Source organism: Nocardioides oceani (assembly GCF_030412965.1).
GTDB lineage: Bacteria > Actinomycetota > Actinomycetes > Propionibacteriales > Nocardioidaceae > Nocardioides > Nocardioides oceani.
In genome coordinates this window covers 806,021-826,569 of sequence record NZ_JAUHJQ010000001.1, presented here as the reverse complement: position 1 = coordinate 826,569, position 20,549 = coordinate 806,021, and the positions used below count along the sequence as shown (strand labels likewise).

At 74.2% G+C, this 20,549-nt stretch carries 26 protein-coding genes; 13 read left to right on the top strand and 13 right to left on the bottom strand.

The annotated features are described in order from the left end of the window. Positions 1-22: 22 nt before the first annotated feature. Both aat and QWY28_RS03990 read left to right on the top strand, forming a co-directional pair. Positions 23-787, top strand: coding sequence for a leucyl/phenylalanyl-tRNA--protein transferase (gene aat / locus QWY28_RS03995; protein WP_336622402.1), 765 nt, complete (start codon positions 23-25; stop codon positions 785-787). Between the two features lie 86 nt (positions 788-873). Next, positions 874-1,398 (top strand): hypothetical protein, encoded by a 525-nt coding sequence (locus tag QWY28_RS03990; RefSeq protein WP_300951006.1) that lies wholly within the window; start codon positions 874-876, stop codon positions 1,396-1,398. 118 nt (positions 1,399-1,516) lie between these two features. On the opposite strand, the gene QWY28_RS03985 is transcribed toward QWY28_RS03990, so the two are convergent. Continuing rightward, positions 1,517-1,852, bottom strand: a complete 336-nt coding sequence (locus QWY28_RS03985; RefSeq protein ID WP_300951004.1) for a rhodanese-like domain-containing protein — start codon at positions 1,850-1,852, stop codon at positions 1,517-1,519. 123 nt (positions 1,853-1,975) lie between these two features. Between QWY28_RS03985 and QWY28_RS03980 the strand changes: the two genes are divergently transcribed. Beyond that, positions 1,976-2,647: a DUF4396 domain-containing protein gene (locus tag QWY28_RS03980; RefSeq protein WP_300951003.1), complete on the top strand. Its 672-nt coding sequence runs from the start codon at positions 1,976-1,978 to the stop codon at positions 2,645-2,647. A 22-nt stretch (positions 2,648-2,669) separates the two neighbouring features. Here the strand turns inward: QWY28_RS03980 and QWY28_RS03975 are convergent, their stop codons facing one another. Both QWY28_RS03975 and QWY28_RS03970 read right to left on the bottom strand, forming a co-directional pair. Continuing rightward, positions 2,670-3,536, bottom strand: a complete 867-nt coding sequence (locus QWY28_RS03975) for an Fpg/Nei family DNA glycosylase (protein ID WP_300951002.1) — start codon at positions 3,534-3,536, stop codon at positions 2,670-2,672. A gap of 28 nt (positions 3,537-3,564) precedes the next feature. Next, positions 3,565-3,981 (bottom strand): DUF4385 family protein, encoded by a 417-nt coding sequence (locus QWY28_RS03970; RefSeq protein WP_300951001.1) that lies wholly within the window; start codon positions 3,979-3,981, stop codon positions 3,565-3,567. A gap of 94 nt (positions 3,982-4,075) precedes the next feature. Between QWY28_RS03970 and QWY28_RS03965 the strand changes: the two genes are divergently transcribed. From QWY28_RS03965 to QWY28_RS03950, 4 genes are all read left to right on the top strand, one after another. Then, positions 4,076-4,327 carry a hypothetical protein gene (locus QWY28_RS03965; RefSeq protein WP_300951000.1) on the top strand — a complete coding sequence of 84 codons (252 nt, stop codon included), beginning with the start codon at positions 4,076-4,078 and terminating at the stop codon, positions 4,325-4,327. 63 nt (positions 4,328-4,390) lie between these two features. Further along, on the top strand, positions 4,391-5,575 hold the full coding sequence (locus tag QWY28_RS03960; protein WP_300950999.1) for an ATP-binding protein: 1,185 nt from the start codon (positions 4,391-4,393) through the stop codon (positions 5,573-5,575). Positions 5,576-5,598: 23 nt separating this feature from the next. Then, a complete protein-coding gene (locus QWY28_RS03955) occupies positions 5,599-6,405 on the top strand; it encodes a glycerophosphodiester phosphodiesterase family protein (RefSeq protein WP_300950998.1) in 807 nt (268 codons plus the stop codon). A 10-nt stretch (positions 6,406-6,415) separates the two neighbouring features. Next, the gene (locus QWY28_RS03950; protein WP_300950997.1) at positions 6,416-7,354 is read left to right on the top strand and encodes a DUF5926 family protein; all 939 of its coding nucleotides are present in this window, start codon (positions 6,416-6,418) and stop codon (positions 7,352-7,354) included. A gap of 12 nt (positions 7,355-7,366) precedes the next feature. On the opposite strand, the gene QWY28_RS03945 is transcribed toward QWY28_RS03950, so the two are convergent. The 5 genes from QWY28_RS03945 to QWY28_RS03925 all read right to left on the bottom strand — a co-directional run bounded on the left by QWY28_RS03945 (position 7,367) and on the right by QWY28_RS03925 (position 11,694). Further along, positions 7,367-8,431 (bottom strand): adenylate/guanylate cyclase domain-containing protein, encoded by a 1,065-nt coding sequence (locus QWY28_RS03945; protein WP_300950996.1) that lies wholly within the window; start codon positions 8,429-8,431, stop codon positions 7,367-7,369. Between the two features lie 9 nt (positions 8,432-8,440). Further along, complete coding sequence (locus tag QWY28_RS03940) at positions 8,441-8,803, bottom strand: Crp/Fnr family transcriptional regulator (protein WP_300950995.1); 363 nt, start codon at positions 8,801-8,803, stop codon at positions 8,441-8,443. Between the two features lie 131 nt (positions 8,804-8,934). Beyond that, entirely contained in the window at positions 8,935-10,176 is a 1,242-nt protein-coding gene (locus tag QWY28_RS03935) for an arginine deiminase (RefSeq protein WP_300950994.1), read from the bottom strand. Positions 10,177-10,195: 19 nt separating this feature from the next. Next, positions 10,196-10,798 (bottom strand): TMEM165/GDT1 family protein, encoded by a 603-nt coding sequence (locus QWY28_RS03930; RefSeq protein ID WP_300950993.1) that lies wholly within the window; start codon positions 10,796-10,798, stop codon positions 10,196-10,198. A gap of 56 nt (positions 10,799-10,854) precedes the next feature. Next, complete coding sequence (locus QWY28_RS03925) at positions 10,855-11,694, bottom strand: prephenate dehydratase (RefSeq protein ID WP_300950992.1); 840 nt, start codon at positions 11,692-11,694, stop codon at positions 10,855-10,857. Positions 11,695-11,717: 23 nt separating this feature from the next. Here QWY28_RS03925 and QWY28_RS03920 point away from each other — a divergent pair, with 23 nt between their 5' ends. Then, positions 11,718-12,116, top strand: a complete 399-nt coding sequence (locus QWY28_RS03920; protein ID WP_300950991.1) for a DUF4446 family protein — start codon at positions 11,718-11,720, stop codon at positions 12,114-12,116. A 36-nt stretch (positions 12,117-12,152) separates the two neighbouring features. Here the strand turns inward: QWY28_RS03920 and QWY28_RS03915 are convergent, their stop codons facing one another. After that, positions 12,153-13,730, bottom strand: a complete 1,578-nt coding sequence (locus QWY28_RS03915) for a bifunctional phosphatase PAP2/diacylglycerol kinase family protein (protein ID WP_300950990.1) — start codon at positions 13,728-13,730, stop codon at positions 12,153-12,155. A 79-nt stretch (positions 13,731-13,809) separates the two neighbouring features. Here QWY28_RS03915 and serS point away from each other — a divergent pair, with 79 nt between their 5' ends. Genes serS through QWY28_RS03890 form a run of 5 tightly spaced genes read left to right on the top strand, consistent with a single transcriptional unit; the run spans position 13,810 to position 17,899 of the window. After that, a complete protein-coding gene (serS, locus tag QWY28_RS03910; RefSeq protein WP_300950989.1) occupies positions 13,810-15,087 on the top strand; it encodes a serine--tRNA ligase in 1,278 nt (425 codons plus the stop codon). Beyond that, positions 15,084-15,953 (top strand): HAD family hydrolase, encoded by an 870-nt coding sequence (locus tag QWY28_RS03905; protein WP_300950988.1) that lies wholly within the window; start codon positions 15,084-15,086, stop codon positions 15,951-15,953. Before serS ends, QWY28_RS03905 begins: the two co-directional genes overlap by 4 nt. A gap of 3 nt (positions 15,954-15,956) precedes the next feature. Next, complete coding sequence (locus QWY28_RS03900) at positions 15,957-16,439, top strand: GNAT family N-acetyltransferase (RefSeq protein WP_300950987.1); 483 nt, start codon at positions 15,957-15,959, stop codon at positions 16,437-16,439. Beyond that, positions 16,436-17,248 (top strand): HAD family hydrolase, encoded by an 813-nt coding sequence (locus QWY28_RS03895; protein WP_300950986.1) that lies wholly within the window; start codon positions 16,436-16,438, stop codon positions 17,246-17,248. The genes QWY28_RS03900 and QWY28_RS03895 overlap by 4 nt, the downstream gene beginning before the upstream one ends. A 9-nt stretch (positions 17,249-17,257) precedes the next feature. Continuing rightward, the gene (locus tag QWY28_RS03890) at positions 17,258-17,899 is read left to right on the top strand and encodes a hypothetical protein (RefSeq protein WP_300950985.1); all 642 of its coding nucleotides are present in this window, start codon (positions 17,258-17,260) and stop codon (positions 17,897-17,899) included. A 32-nt stretch (positions 17,900-17,931) separates the two neighbouring features. On the opposite strand, the gene QWY28_RS03885 is transcribed toward QWY28_RS03890, so the two are convergent. From QWY28_RS03885 to mobA, 4 genes are read right to left on the bottom strand one after another with little or no spacing between them, the layout of a single operon-like run. Further along, the gene (locus tag QWY28_RS03885) at positions 17,932-18,537 is read right to left on the bottom strand and encodes a bacterial proteasome activator family protein (protein WP_300950984.1); all 606 of its coding nucleotides are present in this window, start codon (positions 18,535-18,537) and stop codon (positions 17,932-17,934) included. A gap of 32 nt (positions 18,538-18,569) precedes the next feature. After that, positions 18,570-19,547 (bottom strand): NAD(P)H-quinone oxidoreductase, encoded by a 978-nt coding sequence (locus tag QWY28_RS03880; RefSeq protein ID WP_300950983.1) that lies wholly within the window; start codon positions 19,545-19,547, stop codon positions 18,570-18,572. A gap of 43 nt (positions 19,548-19,590) precedes the next feature. Next, complete coding sequence (locus tag QWY28_RS03875) at positions 19,591-19,911, bottom strand: DUF6457 domain-containing protein (RefSeq protein WP_300950982.1); 321 nt, start codon at positions 19,909-19,911, stop codon at positions 19,591-19,593. Positions 19,912-19,952: 41 nt separating this feature from the next. Next, on the bottom strand, positions 19,953-20,507 hold the full coding sequence (mobA, locus tag QWY28_RS03870) for a molybdenum cofactor guanylyltransferase (RefSeq protein ID WP_300950981.1): 555 nt from the start codon (positions 20,505-20,507) through the stop codon (positions 19,953-19,955). Positions 20,508-20,549: the final 42 nt, after the last annotated feature.

Here is a 20,549-nt window from a genome sequence, read left to right as displayed (position 1 = left end):
GAGGGGCCGCTAACGTCGGCGCGTGCCCGAGCCCGCGCCTGAGCCCGTGCCGGTGCCGGGGCCGGTGTCGGCGCCCGTGCCGGTGGAGCCGCCGCCGTCCCCGTGGGCCTTCGGCGACCCGGCGACGTACGACCCCCACGACGACCTCGTCGCGATCGGCGCCGACCTCGCGCCGGGGACGCTGCTCGCGGCCTACCGCCGGGGGCTGTTCCCGATGCCGTCCGGGTCGCCCGGGGACCCGATGTACTGGTTCTGCCCCGTGCGCCGCGGGGTGCTGCCGCTCGGCGGGCTCGTGGTCTCGCGGTCGCTGCGCCGCTCCTGTCGCGACCTCGAGGTCCGGGTCGACACGGCCTTCGCGGAGGTGCTCGACGCCTGCGGCGACCCCACCCGCCCGCAGGGCTGGATCGACGAGGACATCCGGGCGGCGTACCTCCGTCTCTACGAGCTCGGCTGGGCGCACTCGGTCGAGACCTGGCGCGACGGCGAACTGGTCGGAGGGCTGTACGGCGTGGCGATCGGCGGGCTCTTCGCCGGGGAGTCGATGTTCCACCGGGCCCGCGACGCCTCCAAGGTGGCGCTCGTCGGGCTGGTCGAGCGGCTCCGCGACGAGCACGCGTCCGACCGGGTGCTCGACGTCCAGTGGTCGACGCCGCACCTGGCCTCGCTCGGCGTGGTCGAGGTGCCCCGGTCGACGTACCTGGCCCGGCTCCGGCGCGCCCTGCCGCTGCCCCCGGCCGCCGGCCTCGTCCGCACCGCGAGCGGGGACCGGCCGACGCCGGAGGAGTGAAGGCGTGCCAGGGTGGGCAGGGTGAGCCCGCGCCGTCGTGCCGTCCGGCCCGCCGCCGCACCCGCCACCGAACCGTGAGGACACCGATGCTTCCTTCCAGGCTGACCCTGCGCCGCGCCGCGGCCACCTCGTCCCTGCTGCTGCTCGCGCCCTTCGCCGCCGCGTGCGGCGGGGACGACGAAGCCAGCTCGGCGCCGCAGGACGCCTCCACCGAGGACTTCTGCGAGGCGTACAGCAGCATCTTCGACTCGTTGCTCGCGGCGCCCTCGGAGGGCAGCCAGGAGGAGCAGGAGCAGGCCGCCGTCGACGCGCTCAAGGAGTGGACCGAGCAGATGCGGGAGGTCGGCACCCCCGAGGACCTGCCCGACGACGCCCGCGACGGCTTCGAGCTGGTGCTCGACGAGGCCTCCGACATCGAGGACGTCAGCGACCTGCAGGACCTCGACGACAACCAGGACTACTCCGAGAGCGAGCAGGAAGCCTCCCAGGCGCTGAACACCTGGATCGCCGAGAACTGCGCGAACGCCATGCCGGGCCTGCCCAGCGGTGCGCCCTCGGTCGAGGCCCCGGAGCTCCCCGAGTCGAGCCTGACGGAGTCGCCGACCCCCTGAGTCCCGTGGTGCAGGAGTCCCCGGTCAACCGGGGACTCCTGCACATCCCACGGGAGATCTGCCCCGGTATGTGCAGGACTTCCGTGGGAAGTCCCGGTTCGCGGCGATCGGCGCGGGCTCAGACGACCCGGGGCGGCTGGCCGTTCTCGCTCACCATCGGCCGGCCGGCGGCCTCCCAGTCGAGCATGCCGCCGTCGAGGTTCACCACGTCGTGGCCCTGCTGGGCCAGGTAGCCGACCGCCTGCGCCGACCGCCCGCCGACCTTGCACACCACCAGCACCTGCCCGTCCGGCACGTCGGCCAGCCGCTGGGGTAGGTCCATCAGCGGGATGTGCACCGCGCCCTCGACGTGCCCGTGCTCCCACTCGATCGGCTCGCGGACGTCGAGCACGCTCAGCCCCGCCGGGAGCGGGTCGGGCACGCCGTCGATGGACACCGTCGGGATCGCGTTCATGGGTCCAGTGTGACGCGGGAGCAGCCGACGGCCGCTCGCCACCCGTCGCCCGCCGTGCGGAATATACCCCTGGGGGGTACGTGTTGCCGAGGAGCGACGCACCACCCCCGGAGGAGAGACGCGATGACCGAGCCCCACCACGCCCACGACCACGCCGGGCACGCCGGGCACGCCGGGCACGCCGGCGGCGGCATCAACGCCATGGCCGTCTCGGCGACGCTGCACTGCCTGACCGGCTGCGCGATCGGCGAGATCGCCGGCCTGATGATCGGCACCGCGCTGGGCCTGAGCACCGGCTGGACGATCGTGCTGGCGGTGTCGCTGGCGTTCCTCCTCGGCTACACGCTCTCGACCCTCCCGGTGCTCAAGGCCGGGCTCGGGCTGGGTGCGGCGCTGTCGGTGGTCCTCGCCGCGGACACGCTGTCGATCGCGACCATGGAGGTCGTCGACAACGCGGTCATGGCGCTCGTCCCGGGCGCGATGGACGCCGGCCTGGTCAACAGCACCTTCTGGCTCGGCATGATGATCGCCCTCGCGGTGGCCTTCGTCGCCGCCTACCCCGTCAACCGCTGGCTCCTGCAGCGTGGCAAGGGGCACGCCCTGACCCACCACCTCCACCACGGCGCCGCTCAGCCGACCGGCTTCCGCCGGTTCATCCCGTCGCTCCCGACGCCGGTGCTCGTGGCGGCCATCGTGGCGTTCATGCTCGGCGGGCTGGTCGTCTCGGTCGCCGACGGGACCGGCGAGGATGCCGAGGGGGCCGGGCACGCCTCCGCGGTGGTCACGCAGCGCTGACCACCCGGGGCGGCGGCGGCGCCTACTTCAGCAGCTTCGACATCCGCCGGTCGGCGAGCGGCTTGCCACCGGTCTGGCAGGTGGGGCAGTACTGCAGGCTGGAGTCGGCGAAGGACACCTCCCGCACGACGTCCCCGCAGACCGGGCACGGCTGGCCGGTGCGGCCGTGGACGGCGAGGTTCGACTTCTTCTCGCCCTTCAGCTCGCTCGCCGCGAGGCCGCGCGAGCGGGCGACCGCGTCGCCGACGGTGGTCCGCAACGCGTCGTGCAGCGTCTGGAGCTCCTCGCCATCGATCGAGCTCGCCGGCTTGTACGGCGACATCCGCGCCGCGTGCAGGATCTCGTCGGAGTAGGCGTTGCCGATGCCGGCGATCGTCCCCTGGTGGCGCAGCACGCCCTTGATCTGCTTGCGCCCCTCGCGCTGGAGGATCTCCCCGAGGCGCTCGACGGTGAAGTCGTCGGTGAGCGGGTCGGGGCCGAGCGTCGCGATGCCGGGCACGTCGAGCGGGTCGCGGACGACGTACATCGCCAGGCTCTTGCGGGTGCCGGCCTCGGTCACGTCGAGCCCCGACCCGTCGTCGAGCACGATCCGGACCGCCAGGGTGGACTTGGTGCTCGGCTTCGGCGGGATCGTCGGCACCTCCTCGCGCCAGCGCACCCAGCCGGCGCGGGCCAGGTGCAGCACCAGGTGGGTGCCGGAGCAGTCGAGGTCGAGGAACTTCCCGTGCCGCGTCACGTCGTCGACGAGCGTCCCCTCGAGCGCCGTCAGCGGCGGGTCGAAGGTCTTCAACGCGCTGAACGCGGCGATGTGGACCTTGACGATCGCGCGTCCGTCGAGCCGGCCCTTCAGGTCGAGGGCCAGCGCTTCCACCTCGGGCAGCTCGGGCACGTCGCGAGTCTAGGCAGCCCGTCCAGCCTCAGGCGTCGTACTTCTCGCGGTGCTGCTCGCGGAGCCGGCGGTACGCGGGGTCGCCGGCCGCCGCGTCCCAGGCGGCCTTGAACACCTGGGCGGCCTCGGCCTTGACCTCCGCCTTCTCGCCCTCCTGCCGGTTGGCGTACCGGCGGGCCCGCGTGTAGCCCATCTGCAGGTACTTCCGCGCCAGGTCGGCCCCCACGAAGTCGCCCTCGTCCAGGTAGCACCGGAACCGCTCGGTGATCGCGGCGCTGGCCCGCTCGGCCTTCTCGACCGTCGCGAACTCCCACAGCGGCAGCAGCTCGGACTTGTAGGGCTCGACGTGGAAGACGCCTTGCTCGCCGCGCCCCACGGCGTACAGCTCCGGGTGCTCGCGCAGGTCGAGCGAGGCGTAGTCGAGGGAGTAGTCGAAGCCGCGCACCTCCCTCCCGTACCCGCACCGCCGGCCCGGCTGACGGCCGGACCCGGTGACCGGAACCGGTGACAACCGTGCCGCGCGGGTGCACCATGGGTCGATGACCGCCGCGCGACCGCTCCCGGTCTCGGGCTCGATCCACCTCGACGCCCGAGGGGGCGACCGCGCGCTGCGGGTCTCCTGGCACCACGAGTCGGGGCTCGTCGTCCTGTCGCTGTGGCGCGACAACGTCTGCTCAGGATCGTTCCGGCTCACCGTCGACGAGGTCCCGGCCCTGATCGACGCGCTGCGCACCGGCCTCGACGAGGAGTACGACATCGCGCTCGGCCGGCGGCTGGGGTCGACCGGCTAGGAGCGTCGACACGCGTCTAGCGGATCCGCTAGAGACGCCGATATCGCCGATACGGTCGGCGGCATGGACCCCATCCGCAACCCCTACGCGCCCGGCGCCGGCCAGCGCCCGCCGGAGCTGGCGGGCCGCGACCGCGAGCTGGAGCAGTTCGAGATCACCCTCGAGCGGGTGGCGGCGGGTCGCCCCGAGCGCAGCATGGTGCTCTCGGGCCTGCGCGGGGTCGGCAAGACCGTGCTGCTCAACGCGCTGCGCGGCCAAGCCGTGCGGCGGGCGTGGGGGACCGGCAAGATCGAGGCGCGCCCCGACCGCAGCCTCCGGGTGCCGGTCGCGCAGGCCGTCCACGCGGCGGTCCGCGAGGTCGCCCACCGGCACCGCGACCCCGACCGCGTCGACGCCGTCGCCGGCGTGCTCAAGGCCTACGCCCTGCGCACCACGCTGACCGACCGCAAGGGGCTCGGGTGGACGCCGCCGCTGGACGTCCCGGCGACCAAGGGGCGCGCCGACTCCGGCGACCTCGAGCTGGACCTCCTCGAGCTGTTCACCGACGTCGCCTCGCTGGCCGGTGACCTCGGCGTCGGCATCGGGCTCTTCGTCGACGAGATGCAGGACATCGAGCCGGGCGAGCTGGCCGCCCTCTGCGGCGCGTGCCACGAGATCAGCCAGCAGGGCGCCCCGCTGGTCGTCGTCGGGGCCGGCCTGCCGCACCTGCCGGTCGCGCTGGCGGCGTCGAAGTCGTACGCCGAGCGGCTCTTCCGCTACGTCTCGGTCGACCGGCTGCCGCGCGAGATGGCCGACCGCGCGTGGCGCGTGCCGGCCGCGGAGGAGGGCGTCGAGTTCGAGCAGGACGCGCTCGACGAGCTCTACCGGCTGACCGACGGCTACCCGTACTTCGTGCAGGCCTACGGCAAGGTCGTCTGGGACGCCGCCGTCGGCTCGCCGATCACCGTCGAGGACGTCGCCGAGGCGGCGCCGCTGGCCGAGGCGGAGCTCGGGATCGGGTTCTTCGGCGCCCGCTACGAGCGCGCCACCCCCGCCGAGCGGGACTACATGACCGCCATGGCGGACCTCGGAGCCGACGGCGACGGCCCGGTCGCCACCGCCGAGGTGGCCCGGCACCTCGAGCGCAAGCCGCAGTCGCTGTCCCCGGCCCGCGACGGCCTGATCAAGAAGGGGCTCGTCTACTCCGGCGAGCGCGGCTCGGTGGCGTTCACCGTGCCACACTTCGGCCGGTTCCTGCGCGGCCGCTGAGCCGCGTGGGGGACGATGGGGCCGTGCGTCCCGACTCCGCCACGACGGCGAGCCGTCCCCAGGTCGTCGCCCACCGTGGCGCCAGCGAGGAGAAGGCCGAGCACACGCTCGGGGCGTACGTCGCCGCCCTCGACGCCGGCGCGGACGCGCTCGAGTGCGACGTGCGCCTGACCGCCGACGGCCACCTGGTCTGCGTCCACGACCGGAACCTGCGCCGCACCGCCAGCCGCCGCGGCGTGGTCTCGACGATGGAGCTGGCCGACCTCGCGGAGCTCGACTTCGCCTCGTGGAAGAACCCCTGGGCCGACCTCGACGACGAGGCGCCCGAGCGGGACGAGGAGCACGACCGCGTGCTGACGCTGCGCAAGCTGTGCGAGGTCGCCGCCGACTACGACCGCCGCATCGAGGTGGCGATCGAGACCAAGCACCCGACCCGCTACAGCGGGCTGGTCGAGAAGCGGGTCGTCGAGGTGCTGCGTGACTTCGGCTGGGACCGCGCGGGGACGCCGGCCCGGGTGATGAGCTTCAGCTTCACCGCGCTCCAGCGCGTCGAGCGGCTCGCCCCGGAGGTGCCGGTGGTGATGCTGATGGAGCGCGCGCAGTACTGGCCGGCCCTGCGCCGGGTGATCGGCAAGGACTGGCTCGTCGGTCCCGGCGTCGAGGAGCTGGCCGACCACCCGTGGCTCGGTCCGCGGATCACCCGGGCCGGCCACGGCATGCACGTGTGGACCGTCAACACCCGCGAGCACCTCGACCTGTGCCTCGAGCTCGGCGTCCGGGCGGTCATCACCGACCGCCCGGCGTACGTCGTCCGGGAGCTCGGCGCCTAGTCTTCGCGCCATGGCGAAGAAGTCCCGCACCAAGTCCCGTCCCGCAGCGCCCCTCGCCGAGGGCGAGGTCGGCCCGCGCCAGCCCTGCCCGTGCGGCTCGGGCAAGCGGTACAAGGCGTGCCACGGCGCTCCCGGCGGTGCCGCCGCGCCGTACGTCGCGCGGCCCTTCGCGGGCCTGCCCTCGGAGTGCGACATCGTCGCCATGCGCGAGCTCGTCCCGGCCGCCACCGCGCCGCTGACGCTCAAGGACGACCCCGACCGGACCGTCGTGCTGGCCTCGCTGCTGCCGATGGCGGCGCCCGCGATGGCCCGGGAGAGCGGCCAGACCTGGCTGGGGCTGCAGGTGCAGCACTCCTTCGGTGACCCCTCGCGGGACCTGGCGGCCGCCCTGGAGCAGGCGCTGGCCGCCGAGGAGCCCGGCATCATCGGCCTCGTCGAGCCGCCTGCCGAGGGTCCGCGCCTGCAGGACCTGGTCACCGGCGACAAGCTCGACGTGACCGTGCACGAGGGCTTCGAGTTCTGGATCGCCGACCTCGAGGACACCACCGGCATGGAGGCCGCGCTGGAGCAGGCCAACGGCGCGGCCACGCCGACCGCCCGGCTGACCGGTGTGGAGGCGGCGTACTGGACCAACGTCGGCACCAAGGAGCACCTGCGCTGGGTGATGCCCGAGCCGGAGGACGAGCTGCTCACCGCGCTGGCGCGGCTCCACGTCGCCGGTCGCGACGTGCTGGTGCCGGACTCCCGCTTCGTCGGCATGTTCCGCGCCCACGGGCTGCTCGCACCGGTGTGGGACCTGCCGCTCGGCACGGGCGCGGAGGCCCTGGAGGAGCCGGCCGACCGGTTCGCCCGGGACCTCGCCGAGGCACTGGCCGACACCTCCGACCTCACCTCCGAGCAGCGCGCGGCGCGCTCGGGTCTCGCGGGGCGTCAGGTCACCATCCGCTGACGGCGGCTGCTCTCAGCGGCGGCGCAGCACCCACGGCTGCAGCCGGCTGTAGCCCTTGACCGAGGCGCGCCGCAGCCGCCGGAAGCGGTACGGCGTGTCGTCGCCCTCGGCCGGCTCGTCGCGGGCGTCCTCGGAGGAGCGGTCCTCGGCCGGCTCCTCGGCGTCGTCCTGCACGCGGCCCGACAGCACCTCGTAGGCGCCGCGGTCGACCAGCACCGTGCTCGGCCGCGCGAGCGAGGTCAGCCGCGCCGCGATGTTGACGGTGGGGCCGAAGACGTCGCCGAGCCGGCTGACCACGGCGCCGTGCGCGAGCCCGGCGCGCACCTGCGGGAACGGGTCGTCCTCGTCGGCGCCGCTCTCGACCATCGTGAGCGCGATCTCGGCCGCGGCCGCCGGGTCGTCGGCGACCACGAGGACCTCGTCGCCGATGTTCTTGATGACCCGGCCGCCGTGCTCGACGGCGATGTCGGTGCACACCGCCTCGAAGCCCTCGAGCCAGGCGACCAGGCCGGCCTCGTCGAGGGACTTGCTGCGCGAGGTGTAGCCGACGATGTCGACGAAGACGACGGCCAGCGGGGCGGCCGGCGACCCGGGGGACTCCACGGCGAGCAGCCGGCCCGCCGCGCTGACGAGGTGCCGCCGCCAGACGTAGGACTGCAGCGCCTCGACCCGGGGCAGCACCTCCTCCGCGAGCTCGGCGACGCGGGCGACGGGGTCGCCGACGCCCTCCTCGAGCGCGACGTCGGCGAGCAGCGTGGTCTGCCACTCCGCGAGGCGGGCGAAGCTGCGGCCCCAGGTGCGCACGAGCGCGGCCTGCCGGTCCTCGGTGAGCACGCCGAGCTCGACCAGCTCGACCGCCTGGCGCAGCGACTCGACGTCCAGCGTGGTGAACGCGACGGCGTCGTGGTCGGCCTGCGGGAAGCCGAGCCAGCGCCACAGCTCCTCGGCGACGGCCTCGTCGACCCCGGAGCGCGCGAGCACCTCGTCGCGCGTGAAGCGCGGCTCCTCCTGGAGCAGGAACCGCTCGACGGCCTCGACGGCGCCGGTGAGGTCGAGCTGCTCCTCGCCGTCAGCCACGGGACCCGGTCAGCGCGACTCGACCACGGCGTTCAGCGCCTCGCGGAACGACGGCATCTCCTCGCACAGCTGCTCGACCGCCTCGGTCGTGAGGTGGATGAGGTCGAGCGGCGTCAGCGCCACGATCGAGGCGGTGCGCAGCGAGTGCCCCACGATCGCCTTCTCGCCCATGATGTCGCCCGGGCCGAGCTGGGCGATCTCCTCCTTGCCCCGGCGGACCGACACGCGTCCGTCGAGCAGGATGTAGGCCTTGTCCGCAGGGGTCCGCTCCGAGATCGGCGACCACCCCTCGGGCAGGTGCACGCGGGTGCCGGCGGCACTGATCCGGGCGACCTCCTGCGGAGTGAAGTTCTCGAAGAACGAGACGCTCATGTGCGTTCCTTCCTCACCGCGAACGGTGCGACGGGCGGGTCCCTCCCCGCGCTCGATCCTGACAGACCGCTCCCGAGGTGGGAAGGAGACGGGTGCCACACCGGGTCCTGGAGGGGACTCGGCGCTGCTCCTCAGGCCGGCAGCGGGTCGCGGGTGACCGGGCAGCTCATGCAGCGCGGCCCGCCGCGGCCGGAGCCGAGCTCCGAGCCGGCGATCCGGACCACCTCGATGCCGGCCGCCTCCAGCCGGTCGTTGGTCTCGACGTTGCGTTCGTAGGCCACGGCGACCCGCGGCGCGAGCGCCAGGGTGTTGTTGCCGTCGTCCCACTGCTCGCGCTCGGCGGTCACCGGGTCCAGGCCGGTGTCGATCTGGTGAAGGGCGTCGATGCCCATCGCCTTCGCGGCCGCCACGAGGAACGGCTCCGCCTCGGCCACCCGCAGGGTCAGCTCGCCGGCGTCCTGCCCGGGCTCGGCCAGCGTGACGGCGTACGCCTGGAGCGAGTCGGCGACGTTGGGGTACATCACGATCTTGTCGACGTCGACCATGGTGCAGACCGTGTCGAGGTGCATCGTGGCCCGCTCCTGGGCGATCGGGACGGCCAGGACCGTGTGCGCGAGGTCGGCGTGGAAGACCTGGCGGGCGAGCCGCTCGACGCCGGCGGGGGTGGTGCGCTCGCCGACGCCGACCGCGATGACGCCCGGTGCCAGGAGCAGCACGTCGCCGCCCTCGACGTACTCGCTGTGCCAGCCGTGGATGCGGCGGGTGCCGCGGAAGCGCGGGTGCTCGGTGTAGATGAGCTCGGTCAGCTGGGTCTCGCGCTTGCGGGCCGGCATCGACAGCGAGGTGACCGCGACCCGGTCGCGCACCCACACGCTGGAGTCACGGGTGAACAGCAGGTTGGGCAGCGGGTCGACGAGGAAGTCGTCGCTGGCCAGCAGCGAGGTCACCAGCCCGAAGCCGCCGCGGACCTCGTCGTTGCGGATGCCGGCGGTGAGGTACTCGGTCAGCTCGGCGGGCGACGCCTCGCGCAGGAACCGGGCGAGGTACGCGCGCATCGTGTCGCCGAGGTGGAGGCCCGAGAGAGCGGAGGTGATGGCGTGGTTGCGCGCCGACTCGTGCTCGAGGGTCTCGGTCAGCAGCTCGGTGAGGTAGAGCACCTCGACCTCGCGCGAGCGCAGCGCCTCGGCGAACGCGTCGTGCTCCTCCTGGGCGCGGGCGACCCACGGGATCCCGTCGAAGAGCAGCTTGTCGTTGTTGCGCGGCGTCAGGCGCTTCAGCTCCGGGCCGGGGCGGTGGAGCACGACCGTCCGCAGCCGGCCGACCTCGCTGTCGGCCCCGTGCTGGACGACCGGGGTGCTCGCGGGCTCGTTCATGGCCGGAACTGTAGGCCGGTCAGTGCACGAGCTCCCAGACCAGGAACGCCTCGAGCACCAGGCAGACCGCCGCGCCGGCGTAGAAGAGCACGTGCATCGGCACCCAGCGCATCAGCGTCCGGCCGACGACCACGGCGAGCCCGCTGACCGCCAGCAGGGCGCCGAGGGCGCCGACGAAGACCGCGAACGGCGCCTCGTACCGCGCCACCAGCGAGATGGTCAGCAGCTGGCTCAGGTCGCCCCACTCGGCCGCCAGCAGGACCAGGAAGGACGCCAGCACCGCCCGCCAGCCGGTCGCGGGCTTCGCCTTCTCGGCGAACTCCTCGCCCTCGTCGGCGGCCGCCTCGCGCTGGTGGGCACGTGCCTCCCGGAGCAGCACGAGCGCGCCCACCAGGAACAGCACCGCCGCTGCGACCTGCACGACCTCCTCGGGGAGGAACGACGCCGCGTGCCCGAGCAGCACGGCGATCGTGGTCTGCACCGCGAACGCGAGGCCGACGCCGAGCCAGACCAGCAGGGGGCGGTAGCGGGTGGAGAGCACGAGCGTCGCCAGGAACGTCTTGTCCGGCAGCTCGACGACGAAGATCGTGCCGAAGGCGATCGCCGCGACGGCGAGGTCCATGAGGTGCTGCTTTCAGGTGGGGGAGAGCCGGCCGGCAAGCCTAGGCGCCGGCGACCTCAGGTCCGGAACGGGTCGGCGGGATAGACCCCGAGCACCGAGATGTCGGTGGTGAAAAAGGCCAGCTCCTCGAGGGCGCGGGCGAGGCCCGGGTCGTCGGGGTGCCCGTCGACCTCGCAGAGGAACTGGGTGGCGGTGAACTCCCCGCCGACCATGTAGCTCTCCAGCTTGGTCATGTTCACGCCGTTGGTGGCGAAGCCGCCGAGCGCCTTGTAGAGCGCGGCCGGCAGGTTGCGCACGTTGAAGATGAAGCTGGTGACGACCGGGCCGCTGCCGGCCTCGGCCCGCACCAGCTCGGGGGAGAGCACGACGAAGCGCGTCGTGTTGTGGTCCTCGTCCTCGACGTCCTCGGCCAGCACGGTCAGGCCGTAGATCTCGGCGGCCAGGGGCGGGGAGATGGCGGCCTGGGTGGGGTCGGCGGCCTCGGCCACCTCGCGGGCGGCCCCGGCGGTGTCGCCGGAGATCACCGGCACCAGGCCGTGCTCGCGGATCACCTTGCGGCACTGCCCGAGCGCGTGCACGTGGCTGTGCACGGTCCGGACCGACTCCAGCGAGGAGCCCGGGACGCCCATGAGGTGGAAGCGGATCCGCAGGAAGTGCTCGCCGATGATGTGCAGGCCCGAGCTCGGCAGGAAGTGGTGGATGTCGGCCACGCGCCCGGCGATCGAGTTGTCGATCGGGATCATCGCCAGCTCGGCGTCACCGGCCTCCACCGCGGCGAAGACGTCCTCGAACGAGGCGCAGGGCACGGCCTCCCAGTCCGGGTAGTGCTGGGCGCACACGATGTGCGAGTTGGCTCCGGGTTCGCCCTGGTAGGCGATGCGGCGGGCGTCGGGCACGGGCGCAGTCTAGGGTCGGCGCCGTGGTCGTCCTCGCGGTGCTCTCCCTGCTGGTCGCCCTCGTGGCCGTCGCCTTCGCCGTGCTCGCGTTGCGGCGTACCGCCTCGGGTCCACGCACCGCCCCGGTGGACGCGCTGCCCGAGGACGTCCACGGCCTGCGCCAGGAGGTCGCCGCCCTGCGGGCCGAGACCCGCGACGCGCTGCGCCACCTGGCGGTGGTGCGCTACGACGCGTTCGGCGACATGGGCGGGCACCTGTCCTGGTCGCTGGCGCTGGTCGACGACGGCGGCAACGGCGTGGTGCTGACCTCGATCCACGGCCGCAGCGACTCGCGCACCTACGCCAAGACGGTCGCCGGCTGGACCTGCGAGCAGCAGCTCTCCCCCGAGGAGGAGGAGGCGATCGGCGCCGCCCGCCCCTGACCGGAGGCGGGTGCGGCCGGTGGGGCCGGGCTGGTCCTAGCGGGGCACCCGCACCAGCAGCCGGCCGTGGATGCACTCCATCCGCAGCTCACGGCCCGGGCCGATCGAGTCGCCGTCGAGCTGGCGCGGGGTCTCCTTCTCGGCCCGCACGACGACCGAGGCGCCGGTCTTGCGGTCGACGAGCTCGTCGGTGTGCGGCCGCTTGAGCATCACCCGCCAGGCCAGCGGGATCCAGGCCAGGAAGTTCCGCGGGTGCAGGATCACCACGTCGAGGGTGCCGTCGTCGATCGCGGCGTCGGGGAGCAGCGGCATGCCGGCCTGGAGGAACCCGACGTTGCCGACGACCACGGTCCGGGCGCGGTGCTTGGTGAACTCCCCGCCGTCGACGGAGATCTCGACCTTGACCGCGGGGAACATCAGCGACTTCATCCCGGCGACGACGTACGCCACCCAGCCGACCTTCTTCTTCAGCTCCTCGTTGACGCCCTCCATGATCGCGGCGTCGAAGCCCATGCCGGCCATCACCATGAAGTGGGTGTCCGGCTCGACGCCGTCGCCGTCGACCTTGACCAGGTCGATCGCGCGGTCCTGGCCGTTGAGGCCGACGTCGATCGCGGAGCGCATGTAGAGCGGGAGGCCGAGGTTGCGGGCCAGCAGGTTGCCGGTGCCGGCCGGGATGATCCCGACCGGGATGCCGGTGCCCGCCAGCTCGGCGCAGACCTCGCGCACGGTGCCGTCGCCACCGCAGACCAGGACCAGGTCCGCGCCGTCGACCGAGGCCTGCTCGGCCATGCCGGCGCCGGGGTCCTCGACGGTCGTGTAGTGCCAGGTGGGCTCCGACCAGCCACCCTCGACCGCCAGGGAGGTCACCGTCGCGCGGAACGCGTCGAGGTCCTCGACCTTGATCGGGTTGACGATGACCGCGAGCCGGTGGGCCGAGGTGAAGACCTCGGGCAGCGGCTCGCTGCGCACGGCGATGCTGCGCGGCAGCGGGTTGAGCACCGCGAGACCGAGCAGCACCATGCCGAGGCCGAGCAGCACCCCGCCGACCACGTCGGAGGGGAAGTGGCGGCCCAGCAGCACCCGGTCGAGGCAGACGAGCGCGACGAGCAGCCCGATGCCGACGTACGCGGTGCGGCGGGCGCTCGAGCGGCGCACCAGCATCCCGACCAGCACGACCAGGACCCCGCCGAACGCCGCGACCGAGGAGGCGTGGCCCGACGGGAACGACTTGGTGCTGAGCAGCGCCTCGGTCAGCTGCCACTCCGGCCGGTCGCGGCCGACCCACAGCTTGACCCCGGTCGTGGCCAGCGACGTCGCGGCCATCACCGCGACGACGTACGCCGCCGCGCGGACGTGCTTCTTCACGAACATCGCCGCCGCGACCACGACCGTCAGCACGGTCATGCCGACGGTCGCGAAGGCGGCCTCGACCCACCGGAGCGGCCCGTCGAGCCAGCCGGCGTCGACGGCCCAGTCGCGCGCGGGGTCGCCGCGGTCGTCGAAGGCGGCGAGCGGGCCCCAGCCCTGCACGACCCCCAGGCCGAGGAGGGCGAGGAGCACGAAGCAGACGACGGCCCAGGCCAGCGGGGCGACGCGGGGGCGGTCCAGCACCTCGACAGTATGCCCCGCGTCCGGCGGCCGCCCGGAACTCGCGTGAGCGGCCCGGAACCGCCCGGATAGCCTTGCCGACATGATCGACCCCCGCATCCTGCGCGACGACCCCGACCGCGTGCGCGCCGCCCAGGCCAAACGCGGCCTGTCCGACGAGGTGGTCGACCGCGCGCTCTCCGCCGACGCGGCCCGCCGCGCCGCGATCAGCGCCTTCGAGTCGCGCCGCGCCGAGCAGAAGCAGCTCGGCAAGCAGGTCGCGAAGGCGCAGGGCGAGGAGAAGGCCGAGCTGCTGGCCCGCACCAAGGCGCTGGCCGCCGAGGTCAAGGAGGCCGAGGCCGCACAGGCCGCCGCGGAGGAGGAGTGGCAGGCGGCGCTGATGTCGATGCCGAACCTCGCCGCGCCCGAGGCCCCCGAGGGTGGCGAGGACGACTTCGTCGTGCTCGAGGAGGTCGGCACCCCGCGCGACTTCGCCGCGGAGGGGTTCGAGCCCCGCGACCACGTCGAGCTCGGCCGCATGCTCGGCGCCATCGACCTCGAGCGCGGCGCGAAGGTCTCCGGCTCGCGCTTCTACTTCCTGACCGGGGTCGGCGCCCAGCTGGAGCTGGCGCTGGTCAACCTCGCGATGGAGCAGGCCCGCGAGTCCGGCTTCACCCAGGTGGTCGCGCCGTCGCTGGTCCGCCCGCGGGCGATGGAGGGCACCGGCTTCCTGGGCCAGGCCGCCGACGACGTCTACCGGATCGAGGGCGAGGACCTCTACCTGGTGGGCACCTCGGAGGTGCCGATGGCGGCGTACCACTCCGAGGAGATCCTCGACGGTGCCTCGCTGCCGCTGCGGTACGCCGCGTTCAGCCCGTGCTTCCGCAAGGAGGCCGGCTCGCACGGCAAGGACACCAAGGGCATCATCCGCGTGCACTGGTTCGACAAGGTCGAGATGTTCGTCTACTCGACCCTCGAGGAGTCCTACGCCGAGCACGAGCGGCTCCTCGGCTGGGAGAAGCAGTTCCTCGACAAGCTCGAGCTGGCCTACCGGGTCATCGACGTGGCGACCGGCGACCTCGGGCTCTCGGCGATCCGCAAGTTCGACTGCGAGGCGTGGATCCCGACCCAGGGAAAGTACCGCGAGCTCACCTCGACCTCGAACTGCACCGAGTTCCAGTCCCGCCGCCTCGACATCCGGGTCCGCCAGGACGGTGAGGTCCGGCCGGCCGCGACCCTCAACGGCACGCTCACCGCGATCCCGCGGGCGATCGTGGCGATCCTCGAGACCCACCAGCAGGCCGACGGCTCGGTGCGCGTCCCGACGGCGCTGCAGCCGTACATGGGCGGCCGCGAGGTGCTCGAGCCGGTGGCCCCGTGACCGCTCCCGCGCCGGGCACCGACGGCTGGGTCCCGAAGGTCGTCGCGCTCGACATCGACGGCACGCTGCTGAAGTGGGTCGAGGGCGCCGGCACCACCCACGAGGAGGTCGCGCCGGCGGTGTACGACGCCGTGCAGCGCGTCCGCGAGGCCGGCGGCCACGTCGTGCTCGCCTCGGGGCGCTCCCCGCACGGCATGACCACCATCGCCGACCTGCTCGACCTGCACCCCGGGGAGCACGCCGGCTCGACCCCCGAGGACCGCCTGTGGGTGGTCGCCTCCAACGGCGCCGTGGTCTTCCGCTACCCGCCGCTGGAGGTCGTCCACGAGGAGACCTTCGACGCGGGCCCCGCGGTGAAGGCGGTGCTCGACCGCCACCCGAACGCCCTGGTGGCGGTCGAGGAGCGCGGCGTGGGCTACCGGGTCACCTCGCACTTCCCGGAGGGCGAGCTGTCCGGCGACATGATCGTGACCGACCTCGAGGACCTCGTCGCCGGGCCGGTCAGCCGCGTGATCATCCGCGACCCCGAGGCGACCGCCGACGAGTTCGTCGCCCTCGCGGCGGAGCTGGGCCTGCACGGCACCAACTACATCGTCGGCTGGACCGCCTGGCTCGACATCGCGCCGGTGGGGGTCTCCAAGGCCTCCGGCCTGGAGCGGGTCTGCGCCGAGCTCGGCTGCACCGCCGCCGACGTGCTGGCGATCGGCGACGGCCGCAACGACATCGAGATGCTCGGCTGGGCCGGCCGCGGCGTGGCGATGGGCCAGGCGATCGAGGCGGTCCGCGAGGCCGCCGACGCGGTGACCGGGGAGGTCTACGAGGACGGCGCGGCGCAGGAGATCTCGCGCTGGTTCCCGGAGGGCTGAGGCGTGACCGCGCCGGCCCTGCCCGTGGTGCTCGCCTCCGAGCGGCTGCGGCTGCCGCTGTGGTCGGCCGCCGAGGTCGCCGACCTCCGCGCCGGCCGCCGGCGACCGGAGTGGCACCGTGACTTCCCGCGGCCCGACGACGCCGACGCGGCCACCATCTGGGTCGAGGGTGACACCTGGGGCCCGCGCTCGATCGTCCGCGGCCGCACCGTGCTCGGCTCCATCGGCTTCTTCGGGCCGCCCGCGGGCGAGCCGCCCGAGGCGGAGGTCGGCTACGGCCTGGTCGCGGAGGCGCACGGCTGGGGCTTCGCGACCGAGGCCCTGCACACCGTCCTGGCCGCCGCCGACGCCGTCGGGGTCGGGGTCCGCGCGGCGGTCGCCCCGGACAACCGCGCGAGCATCCGCGTGCTCGCCAAGGCCGGCTTCACCGGCCTGCGCGGCTCCGACGAGGACGGCAACCTGGTGATGGCGAGGCCGCTGCCGTGACCGGCGGCCCGCCCGCCCGACGACCGCGCCTGGTCGCCACCGACCTCGACGGCACGCTCGTCCGCTCCGACGGCACCGTCTCGGACTACACCGCCCGGGTGCTCGCGGAGGTCGAGGCGCGGGGGGTACCGGTCGTCTTCGTCACCGGCCGCCCGCTGCGGTGGGCCGAGGACGTCTTCGAGCACGTCGGCGAGCACGGGCTCGCGATCGTCTCCAACGGCGCGCTGGTGTGGGACGTCGCCCGCGGCCGCGTCCACCTCGAGCGGCCGATCCCCCCGGGCCTCGCGCTCGAGGTCTGCCGGGAGCTGCGCGAGGCGGTGCCGGGCACGGCGTACGCCGTGGAGGACCTCGACGGGATCGGTCTCGAGCCGCACTTCATGGAGCGTTACCCGATGCCGCCGGGCTCCCGCCGCGCGCCCGTCGAGGACCTGCTCGCCCGGCCCCCGCTCAAGCTGCTGGTCCGCCACGAGGAGCTCGGGCCCCAGGACTTCTGGGACCGCGCCGAGGAGGTGAACGCCGGGCGGCTGACGTTCACCTGGTCCTCCTCCACGACGCTGCTCGAGGTGAGCGGGCCGGGCGTCACGAAGGCCTCGACCCTCGAGCTGCTCGCCCGCGACCTCGGCGTCGGGGCGGAGGACGTGATCGCCTTCGGCGACATGCCCAACGACCTGCCGATGCTGTCCTGGGCCGGCACGGCGTACGCCATGGCCGACGCGCACCCCACCGTCACCGCCGCCGCGACGCACGTCGCACCGGGCCACGACGAGGACGGCGTCGCGCGGGTGCTGGCTGGTGTCTTCGACCTCTGATCTGTTGTGATGCTCCCCGTGCCCGGCCTCCGACGTACCCTCGCGACCGCCCTCCTGGGCGCCGCGTGCGTCGCCGGGCCGGTCGCCGGCACCGCCGGGCCGGCCTCGGCCGCCCGGGCCGCGCTCCCGCCGCAGTGCCCGGCCGTGACCGTGCAGGACGCGACGCGGCAGGCCGACGCGGTCTTCCGCGGCACCGTCGAGACCGTGACCCGTGCGGGCGGCTCGTCGGGGACGGCCCGCTACGACCAGGAGGTCACCGTCAGCCGCGTCTGGAAGGGCGGGCTGTCGACCGAGCAGGTCGGCGTCCGCACGCAGCGGGCCGACCGCTCGCGCGGCCCCGACTGCGCGACCGGGCTCGGGGGGCTGACCGTGGGCACGGAGTACCTCTTCTTCGTCGACCGCCGCGCCGACGGCTGGATCGCCGACGCGGCCAGCCGCACCGCCCCGGTCGACGACCAGCTCCTCGGCCAGGTGACCCGCCTGCTGGGGTCGGGCACCACGCCGGTCCCGCCGCAGGCCGAGACCGCCGAGTTCACGCGGGTGGCCGACAGCGAGCCGGCCCCGCTCACCCGGACCGCCGCCCCCGGCCTGGCGATGGTGATCGTCGGGCTGCTGGGGCTGGCCGTCGTCCGGCGCCTCGGCCGCCGCTGACCCACCCCGCGCGGCCCGGACCGTGGTGCGGGCTAGAGGTACATGCCCCCGGAGTCGCCGGGGGTGGGGCCGGGGTCCTGCCGCGGCTGCTGGCCCATCGACGGCATGCCGCCGGTGGCACCTGGTACGGCGCCGGGCGGGAGCGCACGGCGCATCTGCTCGAACTGTGCGCGGGCCGCGACCTGCTGGGCGTAGATCGCGGTCTGGATGCCGTGGAAGAGGCCCTCGAGCCATCCGACCAGCTGCGCCTGGGCGATCCGCAGCTCGCCCTCGGAGGGGGTCGCGTCCTCGGTGAAGGGGAGCGCGAGCCGGCTGAGCTCCTCGACCAGCTCGGGGGCCAGGCCGGCCTCCAGCTCCTTGATCGAGGCGGCGTGGATGTCCTTGAGCCGGTTGCGGCTGGCCTCGTCGAGGGGCGCGGCCTTCACCTCCTCGAGCAGCTGGCGGATCATCCCGCCGATCCGCATCACCTTCGCGGGCTGCTCGACCAGGTCGGTCACCGACCGCTGCTGCTCCTCGTCGTCCTCGCCGCCCTCGGCCGCCGGCTGCTGCTGCAGCGCCGAGACGGGGACCGTGCCGAGGGGCTGCCCGTCGGGGCCCACGACGACGACCTGCTGCTCCTGCTCCTCGGGACCCGTCATGGTCTCGAACATAGCGACTGCTCCCCAGCGCCTCAGAGGGTGAGGACGATCTTGCCGCTGTGCTCGCCGGACTCCATGAGGGCGTGGGCGCGGGCGACGTCCTCGAGCGGCATCGTGTCGTGGACGACGACGCGGACCGACCCGTCGGCGAGCAGCGGCCACACGTGCTCGACGACCGACGCGCAGATCGCGGACTTGCCCTCGACCGGCCGCGACCGGAGCGAGGTGGCGATGACCGCGCCCCGCTTGCCGAGCAGCTTCGCGATGTCGAGCTCGGCCTTCGTGCCGCCCTGCATGCCGATGATGACGAGCCGGCCCTCGGGGGCGAGCGCGTCGACGTTGCGGGCGAGGTACTTCGCGCCCATGTTGTCGAGCACCACGTCGGCCCCGGCGCCCTCGGTCGCCGCCCGCACCGCCTCGACGAAGTCCTCCTCGCGGTAGTCGATGGCGACGCTGGCGCCGAGCTCACGGCAGTACGCCAGCTTCTCGGCCGTCCCGCTGGTCGTCAGGACCCGCGCGCCGGTCGCGGCGGCGAGCTGGATCGCGAACGTCCCGATCCCGCCGGCGCCGCCGTGCACGAGCACGTTCTCGTCGGGCCGCAGCCCCGCGACCATGAAGAGGTTCGACCACACCGTGCACGCGACCTCGGGCACCGCGGCGGCGGTCACCAGGTCCAGGCCGTCGGGCACCGGCATCACCTGCCCGGCCGGCACGACCACCCGCGAGGCGTAGCCGCCGCCGGCGAGCAGCGCGCAGACCTCGTCGCCGACCGCCCAGCCCTCGACGCCCTCGCCGAGGGCCGCCACCGTGCCGCTGCACTCCAGGCCGATGACCTCCGAGGCGCCCTTCGGGGGCGGGTAGAACCCCTGCCGCTGGAGCAGGTCGGCGCGGTTGACGGCGGTGGCGGCGACGGCGATCGCCAGCTCCCCGGGCCCCGGCTCGAGGTCCGGCACCTCCTGCACACCCAGGACCTCCGGCCCACCGGCCCCGTCGGCGATCACGGCTCGCATGCCGCCCACCCTAGGAGGGCCGTGGCGAGGCGGGGCCGGGGCGTCAGTCCAGGGCGTCCCCGCTGTGGTCGACGGCGCCGTCGTCGGGGACCGGCTCGTCGACGTCGTCGGGGTCCGGCGCACCGGCCGGCCGGTCCCAGGACTCCGCGAGCCGCTGGGCCCGCGCGGCCAGCCGCTCGACCTCCTCGGCGTCGGCGCCGGCCGCTCCGGCGGCGTACCCCAGCAGGTAGGAGGTGACCGGCGCGGCGGGGCGCTCGACGGCATGGGCCACGACGCGGGCCAGGTCGAGCACGAGGCCCTCGTCCATCTCGTCCTCGACCCCGAGGACGTCGCTGAGCTCGTCGATCCAGTCGTGGAGGTTCACGCCTCCCACGATGACCGAGCCCCGCCGGGGCCCGCAACCGCTCACAGGTCGCGCAGGTCCGCCCAGCTGTCGACGTCGCGGTGCTCGCGGCCCTCGGCCGGGACCATGGCGAGGTCCAGCGGCTCGAGGAGGCGGTGCAGGGCCGCGCCGTGCTGCTGCTCGTGGTCGGGACGCACGGCGTCGAGCCGGGCGACGTCGAGCACGAGCGCCAGCTGCCGGCGGCCGTCGGGGCCGACCAGCGCCGCGCCGTCCCGGCCGGCGGCGGCCTCGTGCAGCCGGCGGAGCGTCCACGGGGTGACGTGCGGCATGTCGACGGCCAGCACGGCGAGGGTGGGCGTGCGCCGCAGGAGCGCGCCCCGGCCGGTGAGCAGGGCGGCGACCGGGCCGCCGTACCGCGGGCTCTCCCGCACGAACGTCACCGGCCGCTCGGTCGGCACCGGGTCGCCGACGACCACGACCTCCGCGGCGTCGACCACCGCGTCGAGCGCGTGCGCGAGCAGGGTGCGGCCGGCGACCTCGACCGAGGCCTTGTCGGCCCCGCCGAGCCGGGCGGCGCGACCGCCGGCGAGCACCACCGCGCAGAAGCTCTCGAGCACGGCTCGATCCTCCCCCACCGCTCCGAGGGTGGCACGCTGGGC

Coding starts and splice junctions, on each gene's coding strand:
- QWY28_RS03965 (WP_300951000.1), top strand. CDS start 4,076: ATGACCGCCGCGCGACCGCTCCCGGTCTCGGGCTCGATCCACCTCGAC.
- QWY28_RS03935 (WP_300950994.1), bottom strand. CDS start 10,176: ATGAACGAGCCCGCGAGCACCCCGGTCGTCCAGCACGGGGCCGACAGC.
- QWY28_RS03985 (WP_300951004.1), bottom strand. CDS start 1,852: ATGAACGCGATCCCGACGGTGTCCATCGACGGCGTGCCCGACCCGCTC.
- QWY28_RS03940 (WP_300950995.1), bottom strand. CDS start 8,803: ATGAGCGTCTCGTTCTTCGAGAACTTCACTCCGCAGGAGGTCGCCCGG.
- QWY28_RS03890 (WP_300950985.1), top strand. CDS start 17,258: ATGCTCCCCGTGCCCGGCCTCCGACGTACCCTCGCGACCGCCCTCCTG.
- QWY28_RS03980 (WP_300951003.1), top strand. CDS start 1,976: ATGACCGAGCCCCACCACGCCCACGACCACGCCGGGCACGCCGGGCAC.
- QWY28_RS03880 (WP_300950983.1), bottom strand. CDS start 19,547: ATGCGAGCCGTGATCGCCGACGGGGCCGGTGGGCCGGAGGTCCTGGGT.
- QWY28_RS03960 (WP_300950999.1), top strand. CDS start 4,391: ATGGACCCCATCCGCAACCCCTACGCGCCCGGCGCCGGCCAGCGCCCG.
- QWY28_RS03930 (WP_300950993.1), bottom strand. CDS start 10,798: ATGGACCTCGCCGTCGCGGCGATCGCCTTCGGCACGATCTTCGTCGTC.
- serS (WP_300950989.1), top strand. CDS start 13,810: ATGATCGACCCCCGCATCCTGCGCGACGACCCCGACCGCGTGCGCGCC.
- QWY28_RS03950 (WP_300950997.1), top strand. CDS start 6,416: ATGGCGAAGAAGTCCCGCACCAAGTCCCGTCCCGCAGCGCCCCTCGCC.
- QWY28_RS03990 (WP_300951006.1), top strand. CDS start 874: ATGCTTCCTTCCAGGCTGACCCTGCGCCGCGCCGCGGCCACCTCGTCC.
- QWY28_RS03885 (WP_300950984.1), bottom strand. CDS start 18,537: ATGACGGGTCCCGAGGAGCAGGAGCAGCAGGTCGTCGTCGTGGGCCCC.